Annotated in this window: 14 protein-coding genes; 12 read left to right on the top strand and 2 right to left on the bottom strand. The window is 54.2% G+C overall.

The features are described from left to right. Positions 1-5: 5 nt before the first annotated feature. From NSQ80_RS11745 to NSQ80_RS11720, 6 genes are all read left to right on the top strand, one after another. Entirely contained in the window at positions 6-623 is a 618-nt protein-coding gene (locus tag NSQ80_RS11745; RefSeq protein WP_323076683.1) for a GerMN domain-containing protein, read from the top strand. Positions 624-1,248: 625 nt separating this feature from the next. Next, the gene (locus NSQ80_RS11740; protein WP_339299147.1) at positions 1,249-2,721 is read left to right on the top strand and encodes an N-acetylmuramoyl-L-alanine amidase family protein; all 1,473 of its coding nucleotides are present in this window, start codon (positions 1,249-1,251) and stop codon (positions 2,719-2,721) included. 25 nt (positions 2,722-2,746) lie between these two features. Further along, the gene (locus NSQ80_RS11735) at positions 2,747-3,343 is read left to right on the top strand and encodes a GerMN domain-containing protein (RefSeq protein ID WP_009225926.1); all 597 of its coding nucleotides are present in this window, start codon (positions 2,747-2,749) and stop codon (positions 3,341-3,343) included. Positions 3,344-3,417: 74 nt separating this feature from the next. After that, the gene (locus NSQ80_RS11730) at positions 3,418-6,141 is read left to right on the top strand and encodes an S-layer homology domain-containing protein (protein ID WP_339299144.1); all 2,724 of its coding nucleotides are present in this window, start codon (positions 3,418-3,420) and stop codon (positions 6,139-6,141) included. 111 nt (positions 6,142-6,252) lie between these two features. Next, positions 6,253-6,930 carry an endonuclease III gene (nth, locus tag NSQ80_RS11725; protein WP_009225928.1) on the top strand — a complete coding sequence of 226 codons (678 nt, stop codon included), beginning with the start codon at positions 6,253-6,255 and terminating at the stop codon, positions 6,928-6,930. Between the two features lie 30 nt (positions 6,931-6,960). Then, positions 6,961-7,239 carry a hypothetical protein gene (locus tag NSQ80_RS11720; protein ID WP_009225929.1) on the top strand — a complete coding sequence of 93 codons (279 nt, stop codon included), beginning with the start codon at positions 6,961-6,963 and terminating at the stop codon, positions 7,237-7,239. A 101-nt stretch (positions 7,240-7,340) separates the two neighbouring features. Here NSQ80_RS11720 and modB read toward each other — a convergent pair whose 3' ends face one another. Then, entirely contained in the window at positions 7,341-8,015 is a 675-nt protein-coding gene (modB, locus tag NSQ80_RS11715; protein ID WP_009225930.1) for a molybdate ABC transporter permease subunit, read from the bottom strand. A gap of 6 nt (positions 8,016-8,021) precedes the next feature. Next, the gene (gene modA, locus NSQ80_RS11710; protein ID WP_085169184.1) at positions 8,022-8,891 is read right to left on the bottom strand and encodes a molybdate ABC transporter substrate-binding protein; all 870 of its coding nucleotides are present in this window, start codon (positions 8,889-8,891) and stop codon (positions 8,022-8,024) included. Between the two features lie 149 nt (positions 8,892-9,040). Between modA and NSQ80_RS11705 the strand changes: the two genes are divergently transcribed. The 6 genes from NSQ80_RS11705 to NSQ80_RS11680 all read left to right on the top strand — a co-directional run bounded on the left by NSQ80_RS11705 (position 9,041) and on the right by NSQ80_RS11680 (position 19,859). Beyond that, on the top strand, positions 9,041-10,027 hold the full coding sequence (locus tag NSQ80_RS11705) for a helix-turn-helix transcriptional regulator (protein WP_323076674.1): 987 nt from the start codon (positions 9,041-9,043) through the stop codon (positions 10,025-10,027). Between the two features lie 158 nt (positions 10,028-10,185). Then, positions 10,186-13,896 carry a dynamin family protein gene (locus NSQ80_RS11700; RefSeq protein ID WP_339299140.1) on the top strand — a complete coding sequence of 1,237 codons (3,711 nt, stop codon included), beginning with the start codon at positions 10,186-10,188 and terminating at the stop codon, positions 13,894-13,896. A gap of 253 nt (positions 13,897-14,149) precedes the next feature. After that, positions 14,150-15,919, top strand: a complete 1,770-nt coding sequence (locus NSQ80_RS11695; protein WP_036645878.1) for an ABC transporter ATP-binding protein — start codon at positions 14,150-14,152, stop codon at positions 15,917-15,919. A 59-nt stretch (positions 15,920-15,978) separates the two neighbouring features. Next, positions 15,979-17,772, top strand: a complete 1,794-nt coding sequence (locus NSQ80_RS11690; RefSeq protein WP_260070794.1) for an ABC transporter ATP-binding protein — start codon at positions 15,979-15,981, stop codon at positions 17,770-17,772. Between the two features lie 116 nt (positions 17,773-17,888). Then, positions 17,889-18,344 carry a GNAT family N-acetyltransferase gene (locus NSQ80_RS11685; protein WP_036645881.1) on the top strand — a complete coding sequence of 152 codons (456 nt, stop codon included), beginning with the start codon at positions 17,889-17,891 and terminating at the stop codon, positions 18,342-18,344. Positions 18,345-18,644: 300 nt separating this feature from the next. Then, on the top strand, positions 18,645-19,859 hold the full coding sequence (locus tag NSQ80_RS11680) for a branched-chain amino acid ABC transporter substrate-binding protein (RefSeq protein WP_339299138.1): 1,215 nt from the start codon (positions 18,645-18,647) through the stop codon (positions 19,857-19,859). The last annotated feature ends 21 nt before the right edge of the window (positions 19,860-19,880 follow it).

The raw sequence follows: 19,880 nt of genomic DNA, 5'->3' as shown, positions 1-19,880 counted from the left end.
GCGGCATGAAAAGAAAAGTGGCGGTATTGCTGGCTTTGGTGGCTATGCTGGGGGTTGCCGCAGGGTGCGGAAACAAGCCGGCGGCTTCACCTCCGGAGAATGAGCATCTAAGGGAAACCGCCCTAAGCAGCGGGGCGCAGCAAAGTGAAACACAGATGCAAGAGGTGCAAGGGCCGGTCAACGGTACCGGCGAATCGGGGGATCCCCAAGCTGGTGCGCAACAAACGGGGGCGGAGAAGCTGACCATTCAGGTTTATTTTACAGATGATGAAATGATGGAGCTGAAGCAGACGCCGCGTGAGATTGAATTTACAGCGGACCATAGCAAATACGAAAGCGCCTTTGAGGCGCTGCAAACGGCAGATGACAGTCTGTTCTCCCTATGGGAGAAGGTGGTCCTGAATACGGTGAAGTTCGTACCGGAGAACGGGCTACTAACGATTGATATTCACTTGCCGGACGAAGCGCGCCTTGGTGCGGGTGGGGAGTCGCTGGCTATCGAAGCGCTGAAGAACACGATGTTCCAGTTTGATGAAGTTCAGCAAATCGAGTTGACGGTGGATGGTCAGCAAGTCGAATCGCTGATGGGCCATGTCGATCTGGAACATCCGATGACCCGGTAAGCACGAAATCAAAGAGCGCGGAAAGGCCGCCGTGTGAAATGTAACGGAACTCAAGAGCCGTTAACAGACTATAGCCAGCCTAGTAAATCCATTTGTGGATTTGCTGGGCTGTTTTTTTGCTCTGGCGGCAATAGCGGTACTTTGTGGCCTTATTCCATGATTTATACCCGCTATCACGACAATAGCGGTAATTCATGGCCTTATTTGTCCAGGATCGCCCCATTATCCTGCTTTTTTCCCCTTCCTACGAAAATAGCGCCCAAAAGTTCCTCTATTTTTGCCAAATCCCCTTCCTTGTTGGAAATAGCGCCCTTTTATGGTGTTATATTCCCCGGCCTACGCAAAACTTCGGCCGAGCGCGGGGTTCGAGGCTAGGACGTCGCTTGCCTATCATGATAACGGAACCTAGAGACGCTAGTAGCTGGCCCAGCGTCCAGCGTCTCTCTTTCCCATCCAGGAAACCTAGGATTTTCGTAGGAAACACTGGCAAAAGTTAAGCAGAAAAATGCCAGATTTTCGCAACTTTCCAAGCGGTTTGGCGTCTAATATGTCGTCTGGTGATGTCGAAATGGAAGTGAACACCCACGGCATCATAAGGCAAAAATTCTAAAGGTAGGGGTGACGGATGAAGAAAAAAAGTTTGGTGACGCTCATGTTCGCCTGGTTGCTTCTCTTCGCAATGGCGCAAACAGGACATGCTGCGTCCGGCATTACGAGTATTTATCTGGATGGGAAAGCACTCGCTTTGCCCGAAAATGGACAAGTCCAAAATGTGAATGGAAATGTGATGATTCCAATTCGTGTCGTCGCGGAGGAGCTAGGTTTTGACGTCAACTATGAGAAGAAGACGCGCACGGTAACCATAAAGCAATCCGGTACAACGCTTATTCTCGTCATTAATCAAACAACCGCTTCCGTCAATGGAAGCGAGGTCAAACTGCCCGTCGCGCCGAAGCTTGCCCAAGATACTACGCTCGTACCTATGCGGTTTGTCGGAGAGCAAATGGGGCTGCAAGTGGCTTGGGATAACACAGCTAAGGCTGCCTATTTGACGACGCCAAGCTCTGGCAGTGGAAGCGGAAATACCGGCAATGCCGGGTCTGGCAACAACACCGGGAACGGCAACGGAACCGGAACCGATGGGCAGCAGCCGGGAACGGTTGTACCTCCGGCAGATACCAGCAATTTGGCGAAAGTGACCGGAATCGCGTTTGATAACAACAGCCTGATGATTGCGGTCGATAAGAATGTGACGCCTAATATTTTTACGATGAGCGGCCCGGAACGGCTCGTGATCGATCTGCCGCAAGCTCAATTTGCCGAAGCGTTGGCTGGAGGCGCACCGCTGGATGCCAGCAAGAGCGGGTCCATTGAGGTAACGGAATACCCTGATGTTTCCAAGGTCAGATATGCGTTGTTCAGCAACAATCCCTCGACGGTTCGGATCGTATTGGATTTGAATCACAAGGTGAATTACCAGCTGGTCAATGAGAATGACGGCTTAATTTTTGTGAATTTGAACTCGGAATCAAGTCAGGGCGGAGGAACCTCTGGCGGCAGCGGGAAGAAGACGGTCGTGCTGGATGCCGGTCACGGGGGAAGCGACCCGGGCGCCATCAGTGTGACGAAGAAGAAGGAAAAAGACTTTAACCTGGCGGTCGTTCTGAAGGTGAAGGAGCTGCTGAAAAACGATCCGAACATCAATCTAGTGTTGACGCGCGAAAGCGATACGTATCCGACGTTGTCTGACCGGGTGAAGATTGCCGAGAACGTAAAAGCAGACATCTTTATCTCCGTACATGCGAATTCCGGCTCTGCTTCGGCCAGCGGCGTGGAGACCTATTATACGCGGGCAGCCAGCCTGGATCTGGCGAAGGTCATGCATAAGCATCTGGTTCAAGCTTCCGGCTTGGCCGATCGCAAAGTCCGTACGCAAAGCCTGCACGTGACCCGGGAAACGACGATGCCGGCCGTGCTGCTGGAATGCGGGTACTTAAGTAACAAAAACGATGATGCACTGTTGGCAACCGATGAGTACCGGAGCAGAGTTGCCCAGGGTATCGTTGACGGCATTAAAGAATATCTCGGCCTTCAGTGATCGCCGGGCGAAGGAGGAAGTCACCGTGAACAGAAGAAGAAGCATCATCCTTGGAATCCTGGTACTTCTGCTCGCCTTGAGCAGCGGCTGCGGGCAGAAACCGCAGGCCGCTCCGAATAACGGAGCGGGGAATGCCGAGGCCAACCAAGGAAGTGTGCAAGTACCAGACGAGGCTACGCCGCAAAATTCCGATTCGACGCAAGGAGCGGACGAAACGAATGCACCGCAGCAGATGACGGAGAGCATCGAGGTTTATTTTACCGATGATCAGATGCTGGAGCTAAGCAAAGAGAGCCGCGAGATCTCTTATCCAGCGAAGCAAGATAAATATTTGGCAGCCCTCAAAGCGCTGCAAGCTCCTAGCAATGCGAGCCAGTTCTCCCTATGGGGCAAAGCGGAGTTTCATTCCGCCGATTTCAAGGAAGGAACGGTAACCGTTGATTTGACGCTGCCGGATGAAGCGCGCCTTGGAGCAGGCGGGGAAGCGCTGGCGCTTGATGCGCTGAAGAACACTTTGTTCCAATTCGACGAGGTGCAAGCGATCGATGTGCTGGTTGATGGCTCTCCCGTGGATACTTTGATGGGTCATGTCGAACTGACGCATCCATTAGTAAGAAATTAAGGGATTGGGGAGGAACTCGCCCGTCCGCCGTCGAATGGTTTAAGGAGATCTTTTTTGTAGAAAGGAAGAATTTGATGGCATCCTATAAACGCACGTTTCAACGCAGTACCCGGAAAGCGGTCTCCGCGATGCTGGTCACGGCCATGTGCTTGGGCGGGACGACGGCGGCATTCGCCGAGGAAACGCCGGCTGTAACCACCTCGCAAAGCGTTGCGTCGGTATCCTTGTTTAGCGACGTACCGAACGGTTTTTGGGCGGAGAAACATATATACAAATTAGCAGCTGAAGGCATTCTGCTAGGCGATGCCGGCAAGTTCCGTCCGGGCGACAACGTCACCCAGCAGGAAGCGATTACGATGGCGATCCGGTTCATGAACCTGGATTCGCAACTGGGCAACGGTGCCGGAGCTCCGGCAGATCTGAAAGTTGGCAATTATTTTAAACCTTATTTGGAGCTGGCACTGTCGAAAAATTTGATTGACAAAAACGAAGAGCTCGCATCCACGAAGGAAGGCGAAGCTTGGGGTGAGAAGAAGGCTTCCCGGGAATGGGTGGCCAAGCTACTCGTTCGCGCCTTGGGTAAAGACGCGGAAGCGAAAGCCTCCGCAACGCTGCCAACCGGCTTTGCCGACCAAACCAGCATCTCCGCGAACGCGCGAGGATACGTTAATGTTGCGGTTCAACTGAAGCTGACCAACGGGGTGGAGGGCAACCGGTTCGATCCACTGGGCAAAGTCACGCGAGCCCAAATCGCAACCTTCTTTAGCCGCGGCAGTGAATACGTAAACCCGGGCTATGCCAACGTCTACGAGGGGATTGTTACCGAGCTTACGGACAGCAAGCTGACGTTGTATACGAACGGACAGCTGAAGAGCTTTACGTTGGATAACCGTTCGGTCTATTTCACGAAGGATTCCGAAACGAGAACAACGCAAAGCGCCTTGAAGCTGTATACGAAAGTGCTGGCCGTGGATAAGGTGGGCTCAGCCGCATATGTAGAAGTAACCGATCCGAACCAGCAGTTGGAGCGCTCGGAAGGAACGTTGCTGCGTGTCCTCGGGAATAACCAGTTGCTATTATTGGTCAATAACAATCCGTTGACGTTGACCTATGACAGCAATACCACTTTTGTGGATCAGTACGGGAACTCCATTAAAGTCAGCGACTTAACGCCGGAGAGCACGGTAGTTGTTCAACGTGAGACATTTACGTCTGACAAGAAGCCGGTGATCATTCAACTGCAATCTGTAGGGAATGTATCCGGCAGCGGTACGGTTTCGAAAATTGATCTTACCGGTAAGAACATTACGATCAAACTTGCTAACGGCAATGAAGAAACGTTCAAATTCAACGATAAGACGATTTTGCTCTACCAAAATCAAGTTCTGAATCAGATGGGCGAAGTGAACGAAGGGGCATCGGTTACGTTTGAAGTGAAGAACGGCGTGCTGGCCTCCTTGGTTGTGACTCAAGCGACAGAACGAACGGTGACCGGGACCTTGCTGGATCTCGTTGGCGATACGTTGCTGAGCTATACGAATGCAGGCGGACGTGACGAAATCAAGCGGCTGGCGAAGAACGTGACTGTGGAAATTAACGGCATCGCTGATGCAAGCCTGGACGATCTGATCACCGACGAAAAGGGCGGGGACAAGGTCGAATTGACACTGAATCCTGACGACGAAGTGACGAAGATCGTAGTTACGGGGCGTCAATCCGAGAAATTGGAGAGCGCAACGGTGATCAACTACGATACGAAAACCAAGGCGCTTACTGTCTTGGATGCGTCGGAGAAACCGTATGTGTTCGTGATCGATGAGAAGACGAAATACAGCTACAACACAACCTCGCCAACGTTGTCCGGTCTGGAGGCTCTGCTGTCCAAAGGGCGCAAGGTTGATCTGACGGTTGTAGGTTCTCGCGCAGTTAATGTGGATGTGACCTACAAGTACGAAGGCACTTATGTATCGGCCAATACCTCATCGAAGAAAATTACGATTTTGCAGAACAATGGCAAAACCGTAGAAATTCCTTATCAAGGAACAACGCCGACGATCAGCATTTATGGTAAAGCGAACGCCTCGCTGGCCGATCTCAAAGCCGGGGATGCGGTTACCGCGATGCTGACGGCGAATCAGGACGCGTTGCAAACGTTGGCGGTGAAGAGCTCCATCCAGTTTGAAGTCGTTTCGGTAAATACGGCAAACAGCCGCATTCGGGCGACGGCGAACGGTGTGACCTCCGAGTTCTATGTGGATCAAGCTGTACTGCTTGGCGAAAATGGCGGGGCGATTAAAGTCAGCGATTTGAAGGCGGGCCAAACAATTAACGTTACGTTTAACGGCCAAACGGCGATCTCGCTGCAAGTCGTGAAGCTGACGTTAGGGAAGGTTCAAAGCGTTGATGGTTCGACCTTGCTGGTAAAATCTTTTGCCGGGAACGTGGAAACCTATTCCTTAGCGAGCGGCGTGAAGGTTCAACGTGGAACGGAAGTCAGCACAAGTGTGACATCGCTAACGACCAGTGATCATGTTGAGGTTCGCAAAGATACAAACGGAGCGGTTGTCGTTAAGGTGCTGACGCCGCAAGAACGCAAATTCTCCCGTTACGACGGGGTAAGCAAGGAAATTATCGTCTTGCGGTCCTCCACGTCTGACAACAATTATCGCTTTGCGGTAACAGCGGATACGTATATTCACCAAGGTGACACGACAATATCCGTGCAATCCCTCCAGATTAATGATAAAATTGTTTTGTATTTCAACGGAGACAAGCTGGTTGAAGTCGAAAAGCAATAATCATTTTTCGTGAGATCAACCGTCTTGATGCGGGATGTTTCCCGAGTCAAGACGGTTTTTTCGCGGATAAAACCATGCGGCCAGCAGGGCCTCCAGGAAAGGAGTGGAGACATGAACGCGGCTGATGTCCGCCATATTTTAGACACCATCGGTGCCATGTTTCCGGATGCGCGCTGTGAGTTGAACCACGAGAATGCCTTTGAGCTTACGATTGCCGTCCTCCTGTCCGCGCAGTGCACCGACGCTACGGTAAATAAAGTTACGGCTGATTTATTTAAGAAGTATAAAACGCCGGAGGATTACGTATCGGTTCCGCTGGAGGAACTGGAACAGGATATCCGCAAAATTGGCTTGTACCGCAGCAAAGCCAAGCATATTCAAAGTTTGTGCAGAATCTTGCTGGAACGGTACGGCGGAGAGGTGCCGAGAGAACATGAGAAGCTGGTTGAGCTGCCCGGTGTTGGGCGTAAGACGGCAAACGTTGTCGTATCCAATGCCTTTGGCGTTCCGGCGATCGCCGTTGACACGCATGTGGAGCGCGTCAGCAAACGGTTAGGTTTGGCCGGGTGGAACGATTCCGTTCTCGAGGTGGAAAAGAAGCTGATGAAGCGGGTGCCTAAAGAGGAATGGACATTAACGCATCATCGCTTGATCTTTTTCGGAAGGTATCACTGCAAGGCGCAAGCCCCCAAATGTGATGTCTGCCCGCTGCTTGACGTTTGCCGGGAGGGCAAAAAACGTATGAAAACGCCGCAAAACAGAAAACCTAAGAAAAATGCGGCAAAATAAGATAACCCATAGGTGAGGATGAGAGACCATATGAGATGCATTTCTGTGTATACCGACAACTTTGAACAGTTCTCGGACGTATTTGAGCAAGTCCTTGATTTGAATTTAGGTGAAAACGACGAACGTGAAGTGGAAGGGTTAATGGTCAGCGACTCCGGTGAAGTGCCTGAGCATTACTTGGGGCGGATGTCGGCGAAACCTGAGGTCGTCGTCATGAAGGATAAGACGCGCGGCATCACGATTTTGCAGCATGGCAAGGTGTTTGAAGTCCTGCTTCCAACAGAAACCGCAGAAGTTGCGGTGAAGTAGAGCGCAGATCCTTCTCATCAAAAGAGAAAATGAAATCCCCTCGGATGCGTGGTGTAATAACCCACATTCGAGGGGATTTTTGTTGTTGAGCTTATGCATGATCAATCGTTTCTTAGGCGCGAGGAGATCAGCAGTAGTCCGAAGGAGAGCAGGATCGTGCAGCCTGTTAACGCCCAGGCCAGCTGCAGGTTTCCGGCGTCAACGGCAAAATAAATTGCCGTCGGAATCGTTTGCGTTCGGCCGGGGATGTTGCCGGCGATCATCATCGTTGCCCCGAATTCCCCCAGCGCACGGGCAAATCCGAGAATAAATGCCGCCTGCAGCGAACGAGAGGCGAGCGGCAGCACGATATAGATAAGCACCTGCCATTCTCCGGCTCCCTGGGAACGGGCGGCGTCTTTCAAATGTTTATCCACTTCAAGGAAGCCGGATTTCAGCGTTTGATAAATCAGCGGGAAGCTGACGACGGCCGCAGCGACGATCGCGCCAAGCGGCTGAAACACAAAGCTGATGTTGAACAGGCGGTCCGCTGCCTGTCCGATCCAGCTATTTTTTCCCAACACCACCAGTAGAATAAACCCTACCACGCTTGGCGGCAGAACGAGCGGAAGGAGAAAGACGGTTTCCACCAGCGTTTTCCCGTAGAAGGAGGCCGCGGACATGCGCCATGCCACCAGTAACCCTACCACAAAAGCGATGGCAGTGGCGGCGATGGACACTTGCAGTGATAACGTGATCGGCTCCCAGAACGAAGTCGAGATTTCAAATGTACGCATGTGAGGTTACTCCGCTGGGGTGAACCCGTATTTGACGAACACCTGCTGGGCTTGGTCGCTTTTTAAAAATTCGTAGAAAGCTTTAGCTTCGTTGCGATGAGCGCTGTCCTTGAGCACTCCGATTGGATATTCAATCGGGTCATGGCTTTCGGCTTCTGCGGTCAAGGCCACCTTCACCTTGTCCGAAAGGGCTGCATCGGTTTTGTACACGAATCCGGCGTCGACATTGCCGGTTTCTACATAAGACAACACCTGCTTGACGTCCTTCGTCAGCACTAGATGGGATTGCAGCGGCTCCCAAAGCTTATGGTAGGTAAGAGCTTGCTGCGCGTATTTTCCGGCCGGGACCGATTCAGGGGTGCCAATGGCGATATCGCCGAGCTTGCTTAAATCTTCCATGCTTTGGACCTCTGCGGAACCGTCCTTGGGAACAACCAGTACCAGATCATTGGTCAGCAAATTGGTCTTAAGTTGATCGTCAATGAGACCTTTGTCGACCAAGGCATCCATCTGCTTGGTTCCAGCGGAGAGGAACAAGTCGGCCGGCGCGCCCTGTTCAATTTGCTGCTGAAGCGTACCGGAAGCGGCATAGTTAAAAGTGAGCTTCACTTGGCTGTGCTCGGCTTCATATACGCCCTTGAGTTCATCCAAGCTTTCGGTTAAGCTGGCGGCGGCAGAGATGAGCAGCTCAACTTGCTCAGCCGGTTCAGATGGATTCTCAGCTGTTGTGGACGAAGAGTTTGCCGCGTTGCTGCTATCGGCGCTTACCGAAGATGTGTTGCTGGAAGAAGCAGATGGATCGCTGCATCCCGCGGATAGGAGTAGAATAATGGCTGCGAATGCGGCCAAAAAGGGCAATTTCAAAAACTTTTGCATATGGAATCCTCCTTGGTTATGTCTAATTATAACTAGATTATACGAAACATAACTAGTTGTATAGATCACTTAGGGAGCATTCATTGAAAAAAAGGGAAATCCCCGGTAAGATGAGTCTAGTTGCATGAACTATGATGAAGGAGCACGCTATGACCGAACCGATCTCTTATACAGCCGAGGAAATCGCCAAGCTGTTGAAGGTGTCCAAGCTAACTGTCTACGATCTAATCAAAAAAGGAGAGCTTCCTGCCTATCGGGTAGGTAAACAGATGCGGGTGGATTCCACCGATCTGGAAGCTTATAAGCAGAGAGCCAAAGGCGGGGCAACGCCTCATGCTGCCGCTGGTGTGCCGGTATTCCAGGTGCCCTATACCGTGCCGCCTCGGCCGGATGTCGATGGTGGAGAAGCGCTCGGTGCAAGAACGCTGGTCATTACCGGGCAAGATCCAGGACTCGACCTGCTGGCGAAAGCGCTGGAATCGAGGCTCCGCGGGTGCCGGCCGTTGCGTTCTTTTGCCAGCAGTATGGACAGTTTGGTGGCCATGTATAACGGTGCGGCAGATATCGTGAGTACGCATCTGTATGACGGAGATACCGGGGAGTACAATTTGCCTTATATCCGCAAACTTTTTATTTCCCTTCCTTATATGGTGTTGAATTTTGCGGCACGCCGGGCTGGATTTTACGTCAAGCAGGGCAATCCGCTGGGGATTCGCTCCTGGGAGGATCTGACGCGGCCGGGAATTCGGTTGATTAACCGGGAAAAAGGCTCTGGCGCTCGGGTGCTGCTGGATGAACAGCTCCGCAAGCACGGGATATCGCCGGATTCCATTATCGGATACAACCAAGAGGAAACGTCGCATATGGGCCTTGGCGGGCGAATTGCCCTCGGCCAAGCGGACGTAGGTATCGGCAGTGAGAGACCGGCTAAGATCGCCGGACTTGAGTTTATCCCGCTCACCCTGGAGCGGGTGGATCTCGTCGTCCTGAACAAACCGGAAAACCGCGAGTGGATCGCCAAGCTGCGCGAAGCGCTGGAATCCTCTGAGCTGCGCGGGGTGCTCTCCTCGCTTGGCGACTACGATCTGTCACTCACCGGAAAGGTGTTAGCGGATCGGGAGGCCGGGTTATATTAATAAATCTTGAACCGTCTCCATTTGGGGGCGGTTTTGTTGTACAGGAAGCCCGCAGGGAAGCTGCGGCAGGGAGCATTTCCAAGCGCCCGGGGAAATGTTAAAATATGAATAATTAAAATGAAACTTGATTTCGCAGCGTGGAAAACGGAGGGGCTTGGATGGATCGGACGATGACGAAGACGGACTACGAACTGCAGGAGCGGCTGCATCAGCTGCAGCACTTGCTGGAGCAGGAAGGAGATGCAACCGCGGCGGCGGAGCTTCGGGAAGTGGGCGATAAGCTGGGCCGACGGGAGCTGGTTGCGGCGTTTTGCGGCCATTTTTCGGCAGGGAAGTCGAGTCTGATTAATGCGTTAAGCGGGAAGACGGTGATGCCGGCCAGTCCGCTACCTACCAGCGCCAACGTGGTACTGATCCGGGAAGGGGAGCCGCGCGCGCTGCTGACGCCAGCCGATCCGGCGAAACCGAAGGTCGAGGTGCCGGTGGACGAGGTGGTAGCGTATTGCCGCAACGGGGAGGAATATGCCCGCGTTGAGTTGTGGGACCGGGTGGAGCTGCCTCCGCGCGGCGGCGTTCTGCTGGATACGCCGGGGGTCGACTCCAACGACGCCGGCCATGCGATGGCCACGTATTCTGCGTTGCATTTGGCGGACGTTGTTTTTTACGTGATGGATTATAACCATGTATCGTCGGAGACGAATTTAAGCTTTGCCAAATCGTTAAGCGATTATGGTAAACCTGTCTATATAATCGTGAACCAAATTGATAAGCACCGGGAAGAGGAGCTGGCCTTCACTGCGTACCAGGCATCGGTCAGTCAGGCGTTCCGGAACTGGAATATTAAGGCGCAGGGGATTTTTTATATCTCGCTTAAAAAAGAGGACGCTCCTGGCAATATGCTTCCGCAGTTACGGAAAGTGATCCGCAATTTGTTTGCACGGGGAGAAGGCTTGCTGGAGTATAGCGCTTATGCTTCAGCCGCCCAGTCGGTTGAAGGTTATCTGGCCCGTGCGGCTGCGGCGGAGCAGTCCCAGCGTGAGCAGTTGGTGGCGGAAGCCGGCGGGGAAACGGACGTGACCGCGATGGAGGAAGAGCTGCGGCAGCTGGAAATGGCGGGGCCGTCGGGAGAGCAGGTATGGGATATGCGGAAGCAGGAGTGGCTGCGCCGCATCAGCAGCCTGTTGGAAACGGCCCAAATGATGACGCCGCCGTTGCGGGAGCAGGCGGGGCGTTATTTAGAGAGTCAGGCGCCGGGCTTTAAAGTGAAGGGCTGGTTCGCTGCCGGGAAGACGGAAGCGGAGAAGCAGAAGCGGCAAAGCGAGTTTTTGAAGGCGTTAGCCGAACAAGTCGAAGCGCAGCTGGACTGGCATGTGCGCCAGGAGCTGCGGGCGATCGGCCAAGAGCTGGAGATTTGGGGCGAAGCCTGGGAGCAGCAGCTCGACGAGCGGATGCCAAAGCCGGCGGAGGCGTGGATCACGGAGCCGCTTCCAGGCGGGGCGATGCTGTCCGGCGAGTCGACGCTGCACTACGCGGCAGCGGTGGCCGCAGGCATCGCCGCGCGCTATCGCCGCGCGGCCGTGGACGTGATCGACGCGCTGCTCGCCGCGCCGTCGCCGCGCCGCGCCGCCGAGGCGGAGGCGGCGCTCGCCCGGCGCGCCGAGCTGGCGGCGCGCCTTCCCGCAGCCCGCGCCCTAGCGCAGCTGGACGCGGCCGCCGAGGCGCGCGCAGCGCGCTGTGCCGCGCTGCTGGGCGCCCCCGTGCCCCTCACCCCCGGCCTGCTGCCGGAGGTGAGGGCAGAGGCGGCCGCGCCGCGCGCAGCAGGCGGCGCGGGAGCGCCTGCGGCGGCTGAGGCAGCGAGCACCGCTGCCGCTGCCGCACCGCCGCCGCAGGCGATGGCCGCCGGGGGCAGTGCCCCGGCGGCAACGGCGCCCGCGCCAGCCGCGGCGGCGCAAGAGCCGCCGGCTGCGCCTGCGCGCGGGCGCGCGCTTGCCGCCGCCGCACGCCTGGCGGCTGCGGCGGAGCGGCTGGCTCCCCACCCGGCCTTCGGCACCGGGGTGCGGGAGCTGACCCGGCGCGCCGCCGAGCTGCGCGACGGCGTCTTCACCGTGGCGCTGTTCGGAGCGTTCAGCGCCGGAAAATCGTCCTTCGCCAGCGCTTTGCTCGGCGAAGCGGTGTTGCCCGTCTCGCCGCATCCGACCACCGCGGCGATCATCCGCGTGATGGCGCCGGCAGAAGGTCAGCGCCATAACACGGCCGCCGTCAAATTCAAGAGCGCCGAGGCGATCCGCGAAGACTTGGCCTACTCCTTCCAAGCCCTCGGCTTAGGGGAATGGAAGGAGACGGCCTGGATGGAGGCGGTACGGCGCTTGAAGCCCGAAGACATTCCGGCGGCCGGCCGAGCGCACTACAGCTTCTTGCAAGCTGCAGCTGCTGGATGGGCAGAATCCGCTGATCGGCTTGGGCAGGTGGAGGTCGTGGAAGCGGAGCAGTTCCGCAGCTATGCGGCAGACGAAGCGAAAGCCTGCTTCGTAGCGGAAATCGATTTTTATTACCGCTGTCCGTTAACTGAACAAGGCATCGTGCTGGTGGATACCCCGGGGGCCGATTCGATCCATGCCCGCCATACCGGAGTCACGTTCCAATATATGAAGGATTCCGATGCGATCATCTTCGTGACGTATTACAATCACGCGTTCTCGCGTGCCGATAAACAGTTGCTGAGCCAGCTGGGACGGATGAAGGGCAGCTTCGCCCTCGACAAAATGTTCTTTGTCGTCAACGCCGCCGATCTCGCGTCTTCGGAGGAAGAGCTGACGGCTGTCGTGGAGCATGTACGGGATGGTCTTCGTACCGCCGGCATCCAGCAGCCCAACGTATATGCCGTATCCAGTATGCGGGCAATGGCTGCAAGGCGGGATAATACGGCGGATGACCCAGGCTTCTCCCTTTTCCGGCAACGCTTTTCGACTTTCCTGGAACAGGATCTCGGGAATCTGGCGGTTTCGTCCGCAGTAGAAATGATGAAGCAGATGCAAGAACGTTTGTCCAAATGGACGGAAGCCGCTGGACAAAGCGCGGAAAACGCGGAGCAACAGCTCGCCGCCTTGCGCGGACGCCGGGATCGGTTCGAGCAGGCGGTTGCCGAGTTTCTTCAGGTCGATATCGGCAGGGAATGGAGCCAGGAGAACGCCGAGCTGCTGTTCCACGTTGTGCAGCGGGTACGGCTGCAGGCGCTGGAGCTGTTCACGGAATTTTTCCATCCCTCCTTGCTGCAGGAGCATAACGGTCCGTTGAAACGGAATTTTACCGTCGCGCTGCGCGGATGGCTGGATCAAGTTTCGGGCGAGTTGGAGCGCGAGCTGCTTGCCACCACGCTGCGTTTGGAGCGCAAAGCGGAGGCGCTGCTTCGCCGGGAAGCCGAAGGCTGGTGCCGCCGGCATGAGGCGGCATTGGATATGCCGCTCAGCTATTCGAACGCGGAAACGAGCTGGGATACACCGGCGATTCCTGAAGGCTTGCTGGGCAGCGGATCGTTGGCGCCAGAGACCTATTGGCCGTATTTCAAAAATCCAAAGGCGTTTTTTGAAGGCGGCGGTCGTTTGCAGCTGCGGGCGAAGCTCGAGGAGCCGCTGCTCGCCAAGCTGAAGGCGATCGTTGGCGAAATGGAAGCCTTTTTCCGGGAACATTATGAGCACGAAATCGCGCTGCGGAAGGAGCAAACGGCTGAAACGTTCCGCGGTTTGTGGGCGGAATGGGAGCAGAGCATCCAAGGCTCCAAAGTCTCTCCGGAGGAGCTGGCGCGTTGGAAAAGCATCCTTGCTCAAATCGGGCGGGATGTGGAGGAAATGGAAGCTTTTTATGATAAATAGGCGGGTTTCACCCGTGATAAAAGCCTAATATCCGTATTTACCGGATATTAGGCTTTTCTACGCTTTGCCGCGGGAAAATCATGATGATAAACTGCAAGGGACTAAGACCATGAAAGCGCATGCTTTCAGGCGATGACAGGTTTCGCGGCGTTCAGACGACTCTCCCTGATCTTGCTGCTAAGACGTCCGGAACCGTTTGGTTATGACGGGGTATCTGAAGTATAGTTCCACAAACGGGTGTAGGAGGAGAGACATGGAGGTTCTTAGGCAACTTCGGGTTTATTACCAGGCAAAGTTGAATTACTTGGTGTTGTCGATTTTATGCTTGGCAGCTGCGACTGGGCTTGGCTTAGTCTACCCGATGCTGCTTCGCAAGCTGATCGACGATGTAATTCGGCCGGGGAATTATGGAGAAGTCGTATGGATTGCCGCGACGGCGGTTTCGGTTGTGGCTGTGAAGGCGCTTTTGCAGTTCCTGCACGGTTTTTTTGGCGGAAGGCTGGGGAACTACCTGGCGTACCGGCTGCGTAACGCATGTTACGAGAAACTGCAGTTTTTATCGTTCCGCTATTATGACACGGCGAAAACTGGGGATTTAATGTCGCGGTTGACCGGGGATTTGGAAGCCATCCGCAACTTCGTGGGGTTTGGTTTTGCCCAACTGCTGAATCTGATCCTGATGGTCACGTTTGGGGCAGCGGTCATGCTGTCCATCCATTGGCAGCTTACCTTAATCACGATGATAACCATCCCTTTCCTGGCCGGTGTCGCCCTCAAATTTGAGTCAAAAATTCATCCAGCGTTCCAGGAAATGCGTTTGGCGCTGAGTTCCTTAACGACCGCGGTGCAGGAGAACGTGACGGGCGTGCGTACCGTCAAATCGTTCGCCCGGGAGCCGCACGAAGTCGAGAAGTTCTCGCTTCGGAATGAGCGCTATAAAGATAATCAGATCTTCGCGGCCACGCTGTGGAGCCGGTTCTTTCCGGTTATGGAGCTGCTGGCTTCGATCAGCGTTGCGGTGCTGCTGTCCGTTGGCGGGACTTTGGTGATCAAAGGGTCGATGTCGCTCGGTGATCTGGTCGCGTTCTTCAGTTTAATCTGGTTTATCATTGGTCCGATGTGGGGCTTAGGCTTTCATATCAATAACTATACGCAATCCAAAGCGTCCGGGGAACGGGTGCTGGAAATTCTAAATCAACCGATCGATGTGAAGGACAAAGAACAAGCGATAGAGCTTGATCCGGATCAGGTTCGCGGAGATGTCCGGTTCGATCGAGTGACGTTTGCTTACGGGAACAAAATGCCGGCGGTGGTGGACATCGATTTCCATGCTCCGCCCGGCTCCGTCATTGGCTTTCTTGGCGGCACCGGCTCCGGCAAATCAACGATTATCCAGCTGCTAATGCGTGCTTACGACGTGAATAAAGGCCGCATTCTGCTGGACGGCCAAGACATTCGGGAGCTCAGCGTGCGCAGCTTGCGCAGCCAAATTGCTACGGTGTTTCAGGAGACGTTCCTGTTCTCGTCATCTATTAAGAACAATATTGCTTACGGCATGACCAACGTAACGATGGAGGAAATCATTCGTGCCGCCCAACTAGCCAAAGCGCATGATTTTATCATGGAGCTGCCGGACGGTTACGATACCGTCGTAGGTGAACGGGGACTCGGATTGTCCGGGGGCCAGAAGCAGCGGATCGCCATCGCCCGCGCCTTGCTCAAGAATCCAAAAATCCTGATCTTGGACGATGCCACCAGCGCGGTGGATATGGAGACCGAGCAGGAGATCCAATCCGGGTTCCAGGAAGTGATGCGAGGACGGACAACGTTTATTATTGCCCATCGGATCTCTTCGCTGCGGCATGCCGATGAGATCCTCGTCTTAAACGAAGGCCGGGTAGTACAACGCGGGAAACATGAGGAATTGATTGAAATCCCGGGTCCGTACCAAGATGTGTACCGTATCCAATATGCAGACCATTTGGCTGGAGCCCTTGGGCATGAAGGGGAGGGAGATGCGTGAATACCTATACCGCGACCAGGTCGAAACCCAAGTCCGGCAAGGATGCCGGCCTTGGCAAAATCGAAGAGCGGTTTGTGTACCAGGACGATGAGCTGATTGACAAAGCCTTTGACTGGCAGCAATTCCGCCGGCTCTTTGCTTATATGAAGCCGTATGCCAAGCAGATGCTGCCTTTGATCATCCTGATGACGGTGCTTGGTACTGTGACGAAGCTGGCCGTACCTTACTTGACGAGTCTGGCCATCGACCGCGCGATCGCACCGGCGAACGGTCAGACCAACTTATCGCTGCTGTACGGCATCACCGCCTCCGTCCTTGTCCTGTACCTCATCCAATGGGCTTCCGGCGTTTACCGGATCAAGTTCACGAATATCATCGGGCAGAGGGTCATCTATGATTTGCGCGCCGATTTGTTTAAGCATATTCAGAAGCTCTCGTTTAACTTCTTTGACAAACGTCCGGCCGGCTCGGTGCTGGTACGGGTCACCAATGACGTCAATTCCCTGCAGGATCTGTTCACCAACGGGGTCGTCAACCTGATGATCGATTGCGTGCAGCTGGCCGGGATCGTCGTGATTTTGCTGTTGATCAACTGGAAGCTCGGGCTGGCGGTGATGGTCACCGTCCCGATCATGTTCCTGATCTCCACCAAACTGCGGCAAAAAATCCGGATGGCCTGGCAGGAAGTCCGCATGAAGAACTCGCGGATTAACTCCCATTTGAACGAGTCGATTCAGGGGATTCGCGTAACTCAGGCTTACACACAAGAGCGGGAGAATATGCGGTACTTCGATTCGATGAACCTGAGCAACAAGAAATCGTGGGATAAAGCGTCAGCGATGAACCAGGCGTTTGGCCCCTTAATCGAAATCACCGGGGGGATCGGCACGTTTGTCTTGTTTGTACTAGGCGTCTACCTGATTCAGTCCGGTGAACTGACGATTGGTCTGTTGGTGGCGTTCAGCAACTATGTGGGTAATTTCTGGGACCCGATCAACCGCCTGGGACAAATGTACAACCAACTCCTTGTGGCGATGGCCTCCTCTGAACGGATCTTCGAATTTATCGATGAGGAGCCGAATATCGCCGATAAGCCGGGAGCCAAGCCGCTGCCGGTGATTACGGGCGAGATCCGCTTTAACCACGTCGTCTTTGAATATGAACAAGGACGCCCTGCCTTAAAAGGCATTGACCTGGAGGTACAACCCGGCCAGTCGATCGCCCTCGTTGGCCACACCGGCTCAGGGAAAAGCACGATCATCAACCTGCTCAGCCGGTTTTACGATCCTAGCGGCGGATCGGTTGTCATCGATGGTCATGACATCCGCGACGTGACGGTCCAAAGCCTCCGCAGTCAAATTGGCGTAGTGCTCCAGGATACGTTTATTTTCTCGGGAACGATTCGGGAGAATATTCGTTTTGGCCGATTGGAGGCCACCGACGAGGAAGTGGAAGCAGCGGCTAAGGCAGTGAATGCCCACGATTTTATCGTGAAACTGCCAAACGGTTACGATACCGAGGTGGAGGAACGAGGCAATGTGCTGTCCATGGGTCAACGCCAGCTGCTATCTTTTGCCCGGGCGTTGCTGGCTAATCCGCGGATTCTGATCCTTGACGAGGCAACGGCCAGCATCGATACGGAAACGGAGCTCAAGATCCAGGAAGCGCTGAAGGTGCTGCTCAAAGGGAGAACGTCGTTTATCGTAGCTCACCGGCTCTCCACCATCCGAAGTGCTGACAAAATCGTCGTGCTGGATCATGGTGAGATTAGAGAATCGGGCACTCACCGGGAATTGATGGAACGAAAGGGAATCTATTACGGCTTGGTCCAAGCACAATTTCGGTATTTGTAACTTTTTATCGAAAAATATTTAGATATTTAATTAGAACTATTGCAATCTTGCCCGTAAAGCCGGAAAATAGAATAGGATACTAAAACGGCAAATTTATTAAAGGTGGTTTGGTCCAATTGAGTAGTGAGGCGTTAGCTCCGGCTTTGGTCATTCGCAAGGCTTGTTGCGACGATGTTCAACACATGCTTCCTTTAATGCGTCAACTGCGTTATCCGATGACGGCCAGTGTATTAAAGGAACGTTTAGAGATGTTGGAAGGCCAGCTGTTGCTAGGCAACCTGGTTGCGGAACTAGACGGCGTGATCGTTGGGACAGCTTTTCTTAAGCAGCTTCAGACGCATGACATGAGTAGACCGGTAACCCGGATTACGGCATTGGTCGTTGACGAGAAACACCGCGGCACAGGGATCGGAAGACGGTTGATCGAAGCGGCGGAGATGTGGGCCCGTGAACGGGGCAGCACAGATCTGGTATTATCTACAGCCCGCGAGAACCATCTGTCCGCTAAAGCGTTCTATGAACATTGCGGCTTCAGATGCACCGGCTACCGAATGAATAAGCCGTTGAACTAAGCTGAGAAATTAAATCAAACTGCGTTGTACGCGATATAGCTCCGCCCTTTTGAAGGGCGGGGCTTTTTTGTGTTTTGCAGGGAAGGCGGGAGACATCTGTGTAAATTTATTTTACTTTCTTGGCTGGAGAACAAGTTGGAAACTGTAGTTTTACGTAGTCGAGGGAGTAAGGTGATTTCAGATGTCACTAATACTAACATAATTAACGGAATAATAAGTGATTTATGTTAGACAAAGTGACTTATACATGACATAAACAGGGCGAAGCCCTAGAACAAGATTGATCTGAGGAGGATGTGTATGAAGGGGAAAAAAAGAATTGCCTGGCTGGTTAGCGCTTGTTTAATGATCGGGTTGCTCTCGGCGTGTAATTCGTCCGGCAACGCGGCAAAACCGGCAGCTGGAAATACCAGCGCTGCTGGAGGGGGACTTACGGTCATTAAGATCGCCTCGCAATCCCCGTTATCCGGGGGCTCGGCCATTCAAGGGGAATCGATTAAGCTTGGGGGGCAGATGGCGCTGGAGGAGCGTCAGGCTGAGTTTAAGGACCTGGGATTTGATCTGCAGTTCGTTCCTTACGATGACCAAGGCGATTCGAAGAAAGGCGTCGCCAACGCCGAAATGATCGGCGCGGATCAAGCGGTATTGGCGGTGCTTGGGCATTTGAACTCCGGGGTATCGATTCCGAGCTCGGTCGTCTATGAGAAATATAGTATTCCGATGGTGTCCCCGGCCAGTACGGCAACGGACTTTACCGACCGGAAGCTGAAGATCGCCAACCGCATTGTCGCTCGCGACGACTTCCAGGGACCAGCGGGTGCCGAATATGCCGTGAAGACGGTGGGTGCGAAAAATATTTTTGTGATCCAAGATAAAACGGCTTATGGCCAAGGATTGGCCGATGCCTTCCGCAGCTCGGCTGAAGAGCTGGGGGCGACGATCGCCGGATACGAAGGGATCACGGTGGGTGAGAAGGACTTTAACGGCGTGCTGAACCAGGTGCTCAGCAAGAAGCCGGACTTCATCTTCTTCGGCGGGATGTATGCCGAGGCCGGATTGATTGTTAAACAGGCCCGGGAGAAGGGGATTACGGTGCCGATCATGGGCGGGGATGCGCTCGATTCCTCGGGGATGGTGGACATCGCCGGTGACAAGCTGACGGAAGTCGCGTACAGCTCCGTGTCTACAGACGTTACGAAATCCAACAAGGACTGGGCAGACAAATATCAAGCGAAGTTTGGCAAATCCGTGGAGAACTACTCCGCTTATGCCTATGATTCGATGAATATCATTTTGAATGCTGTGAAAAAAGCGATCGAAGACAACGGCGGCAAACTGCCAACCCGTGAACAGGTCCGTGATGCGGTCCGGGCGACAACCGATTTCGAAGGCATCGCCACGAAAGTCAGCTTTGACGACAAAGGCGATAACGAATATGCCAAGGTCTTCATTTATAAATTCGATTCACCAACTTATCCTGGCACGATGGTATCCGAAATCGAACAGCCGAAGTAATCGACGAACGGCAATAACGCA

Source organism: Paenibacillus sp. FSL K6-2441, assembly GCF_037964765.1.
Classification (GTDB): domain Bacteria; phylum Bacillota; class Bacilli; order Paenibacillales; family Paenibacillaceae; genus Fontibacillus; species Fontibacillus phoenicis.
This window is presented reverse-complemented; position numbering and strand designations above follow the sequence as displayed.

What these genes read in the sequence shown, in the direction of transcription:
- nth (WP_009225928.1), top strand. Translation starts at nt 6,253, where the DNA reads ATGAACGCGGCTGATGTCCGCCATATTTTAGACACCATCGGTGCCATG.
- NSQ80_RS11745 (WP_323076683.1), top strand. Translation starts at nt 6, where the DNA reads ATGAAAAGAAAAGTGGCGGTATTGCTGGCTTTGGTGGCTATGCTGGGG.
- NSQ80_RS11680 (WP_339299138.1), top strand. Translation starts at nt 18,645, where the DNA reads ATGAAGGGGAAAAAAAGAATTGCCTGGCTGGTTAGCGCTTGTTTAATG.
- NSQ80_RS11705 (WP_323076674.1), top strand. Translation starts at nt 9,041, where the DNA reads ATGACCGAACCGATCTCTTATACAGCCGAGGAAATCGCCAAGCTGTTG.
- NSQ80_RS11740 (WP_339299147.1), top strand. Translation starts at nt 1,249, where the DNA reads ATGAAGAAAAAAAGTTTGGTGACGCTCATGTTCGCCTGGTTGCTTCTC.
- NSQ80_RS11730 (WP_339299144.1), top strand. Translation starts at nt 3,418, where the DNA reads ATGGCATCCTATAAACGCACGTTTCAACGCAGTACCCGGAAAGCGGTC.
- NSQ80_RS11695 (WP_036645878.1), top strand. Translation starts at nt 14,150, where the DNA reads ATGGAGGTTCTTAGGCAACTTCGGGTTTATTACCAGGCAAAGTTGAAT.
- NSQ80_RS11720 (WP_009225929.1), top strand. Translation starts at nt 6,961, where the DNA reads ATGAGATGCATTTCTGTGTATACCGACAACTTTGAACAGTTCTCGGAC.
- modA (WP_085169184.1), bottom strand. Translation starts at nt 8,891, where the DNA reads ATGCAAAAGTTTTTGAAATTGCCCTTTTTGGCCGCATTCGCAGCCATT.
- NSQ80_RS11700 (WP_339299140.1), top strand. Translation starts at nt 10,186, where the DNA reads ATGGATCGGACGATGACGAAGACGGACTACGAACTGCAGGAGCGGCTG.
- modB (WP_009225930.1), bottom strand. Translation starts at nt 8,015, where the DNA reads ATGCGTACATTTGAAATCTCGACTTCGTTCTGGGAGCCGATCACGTTA.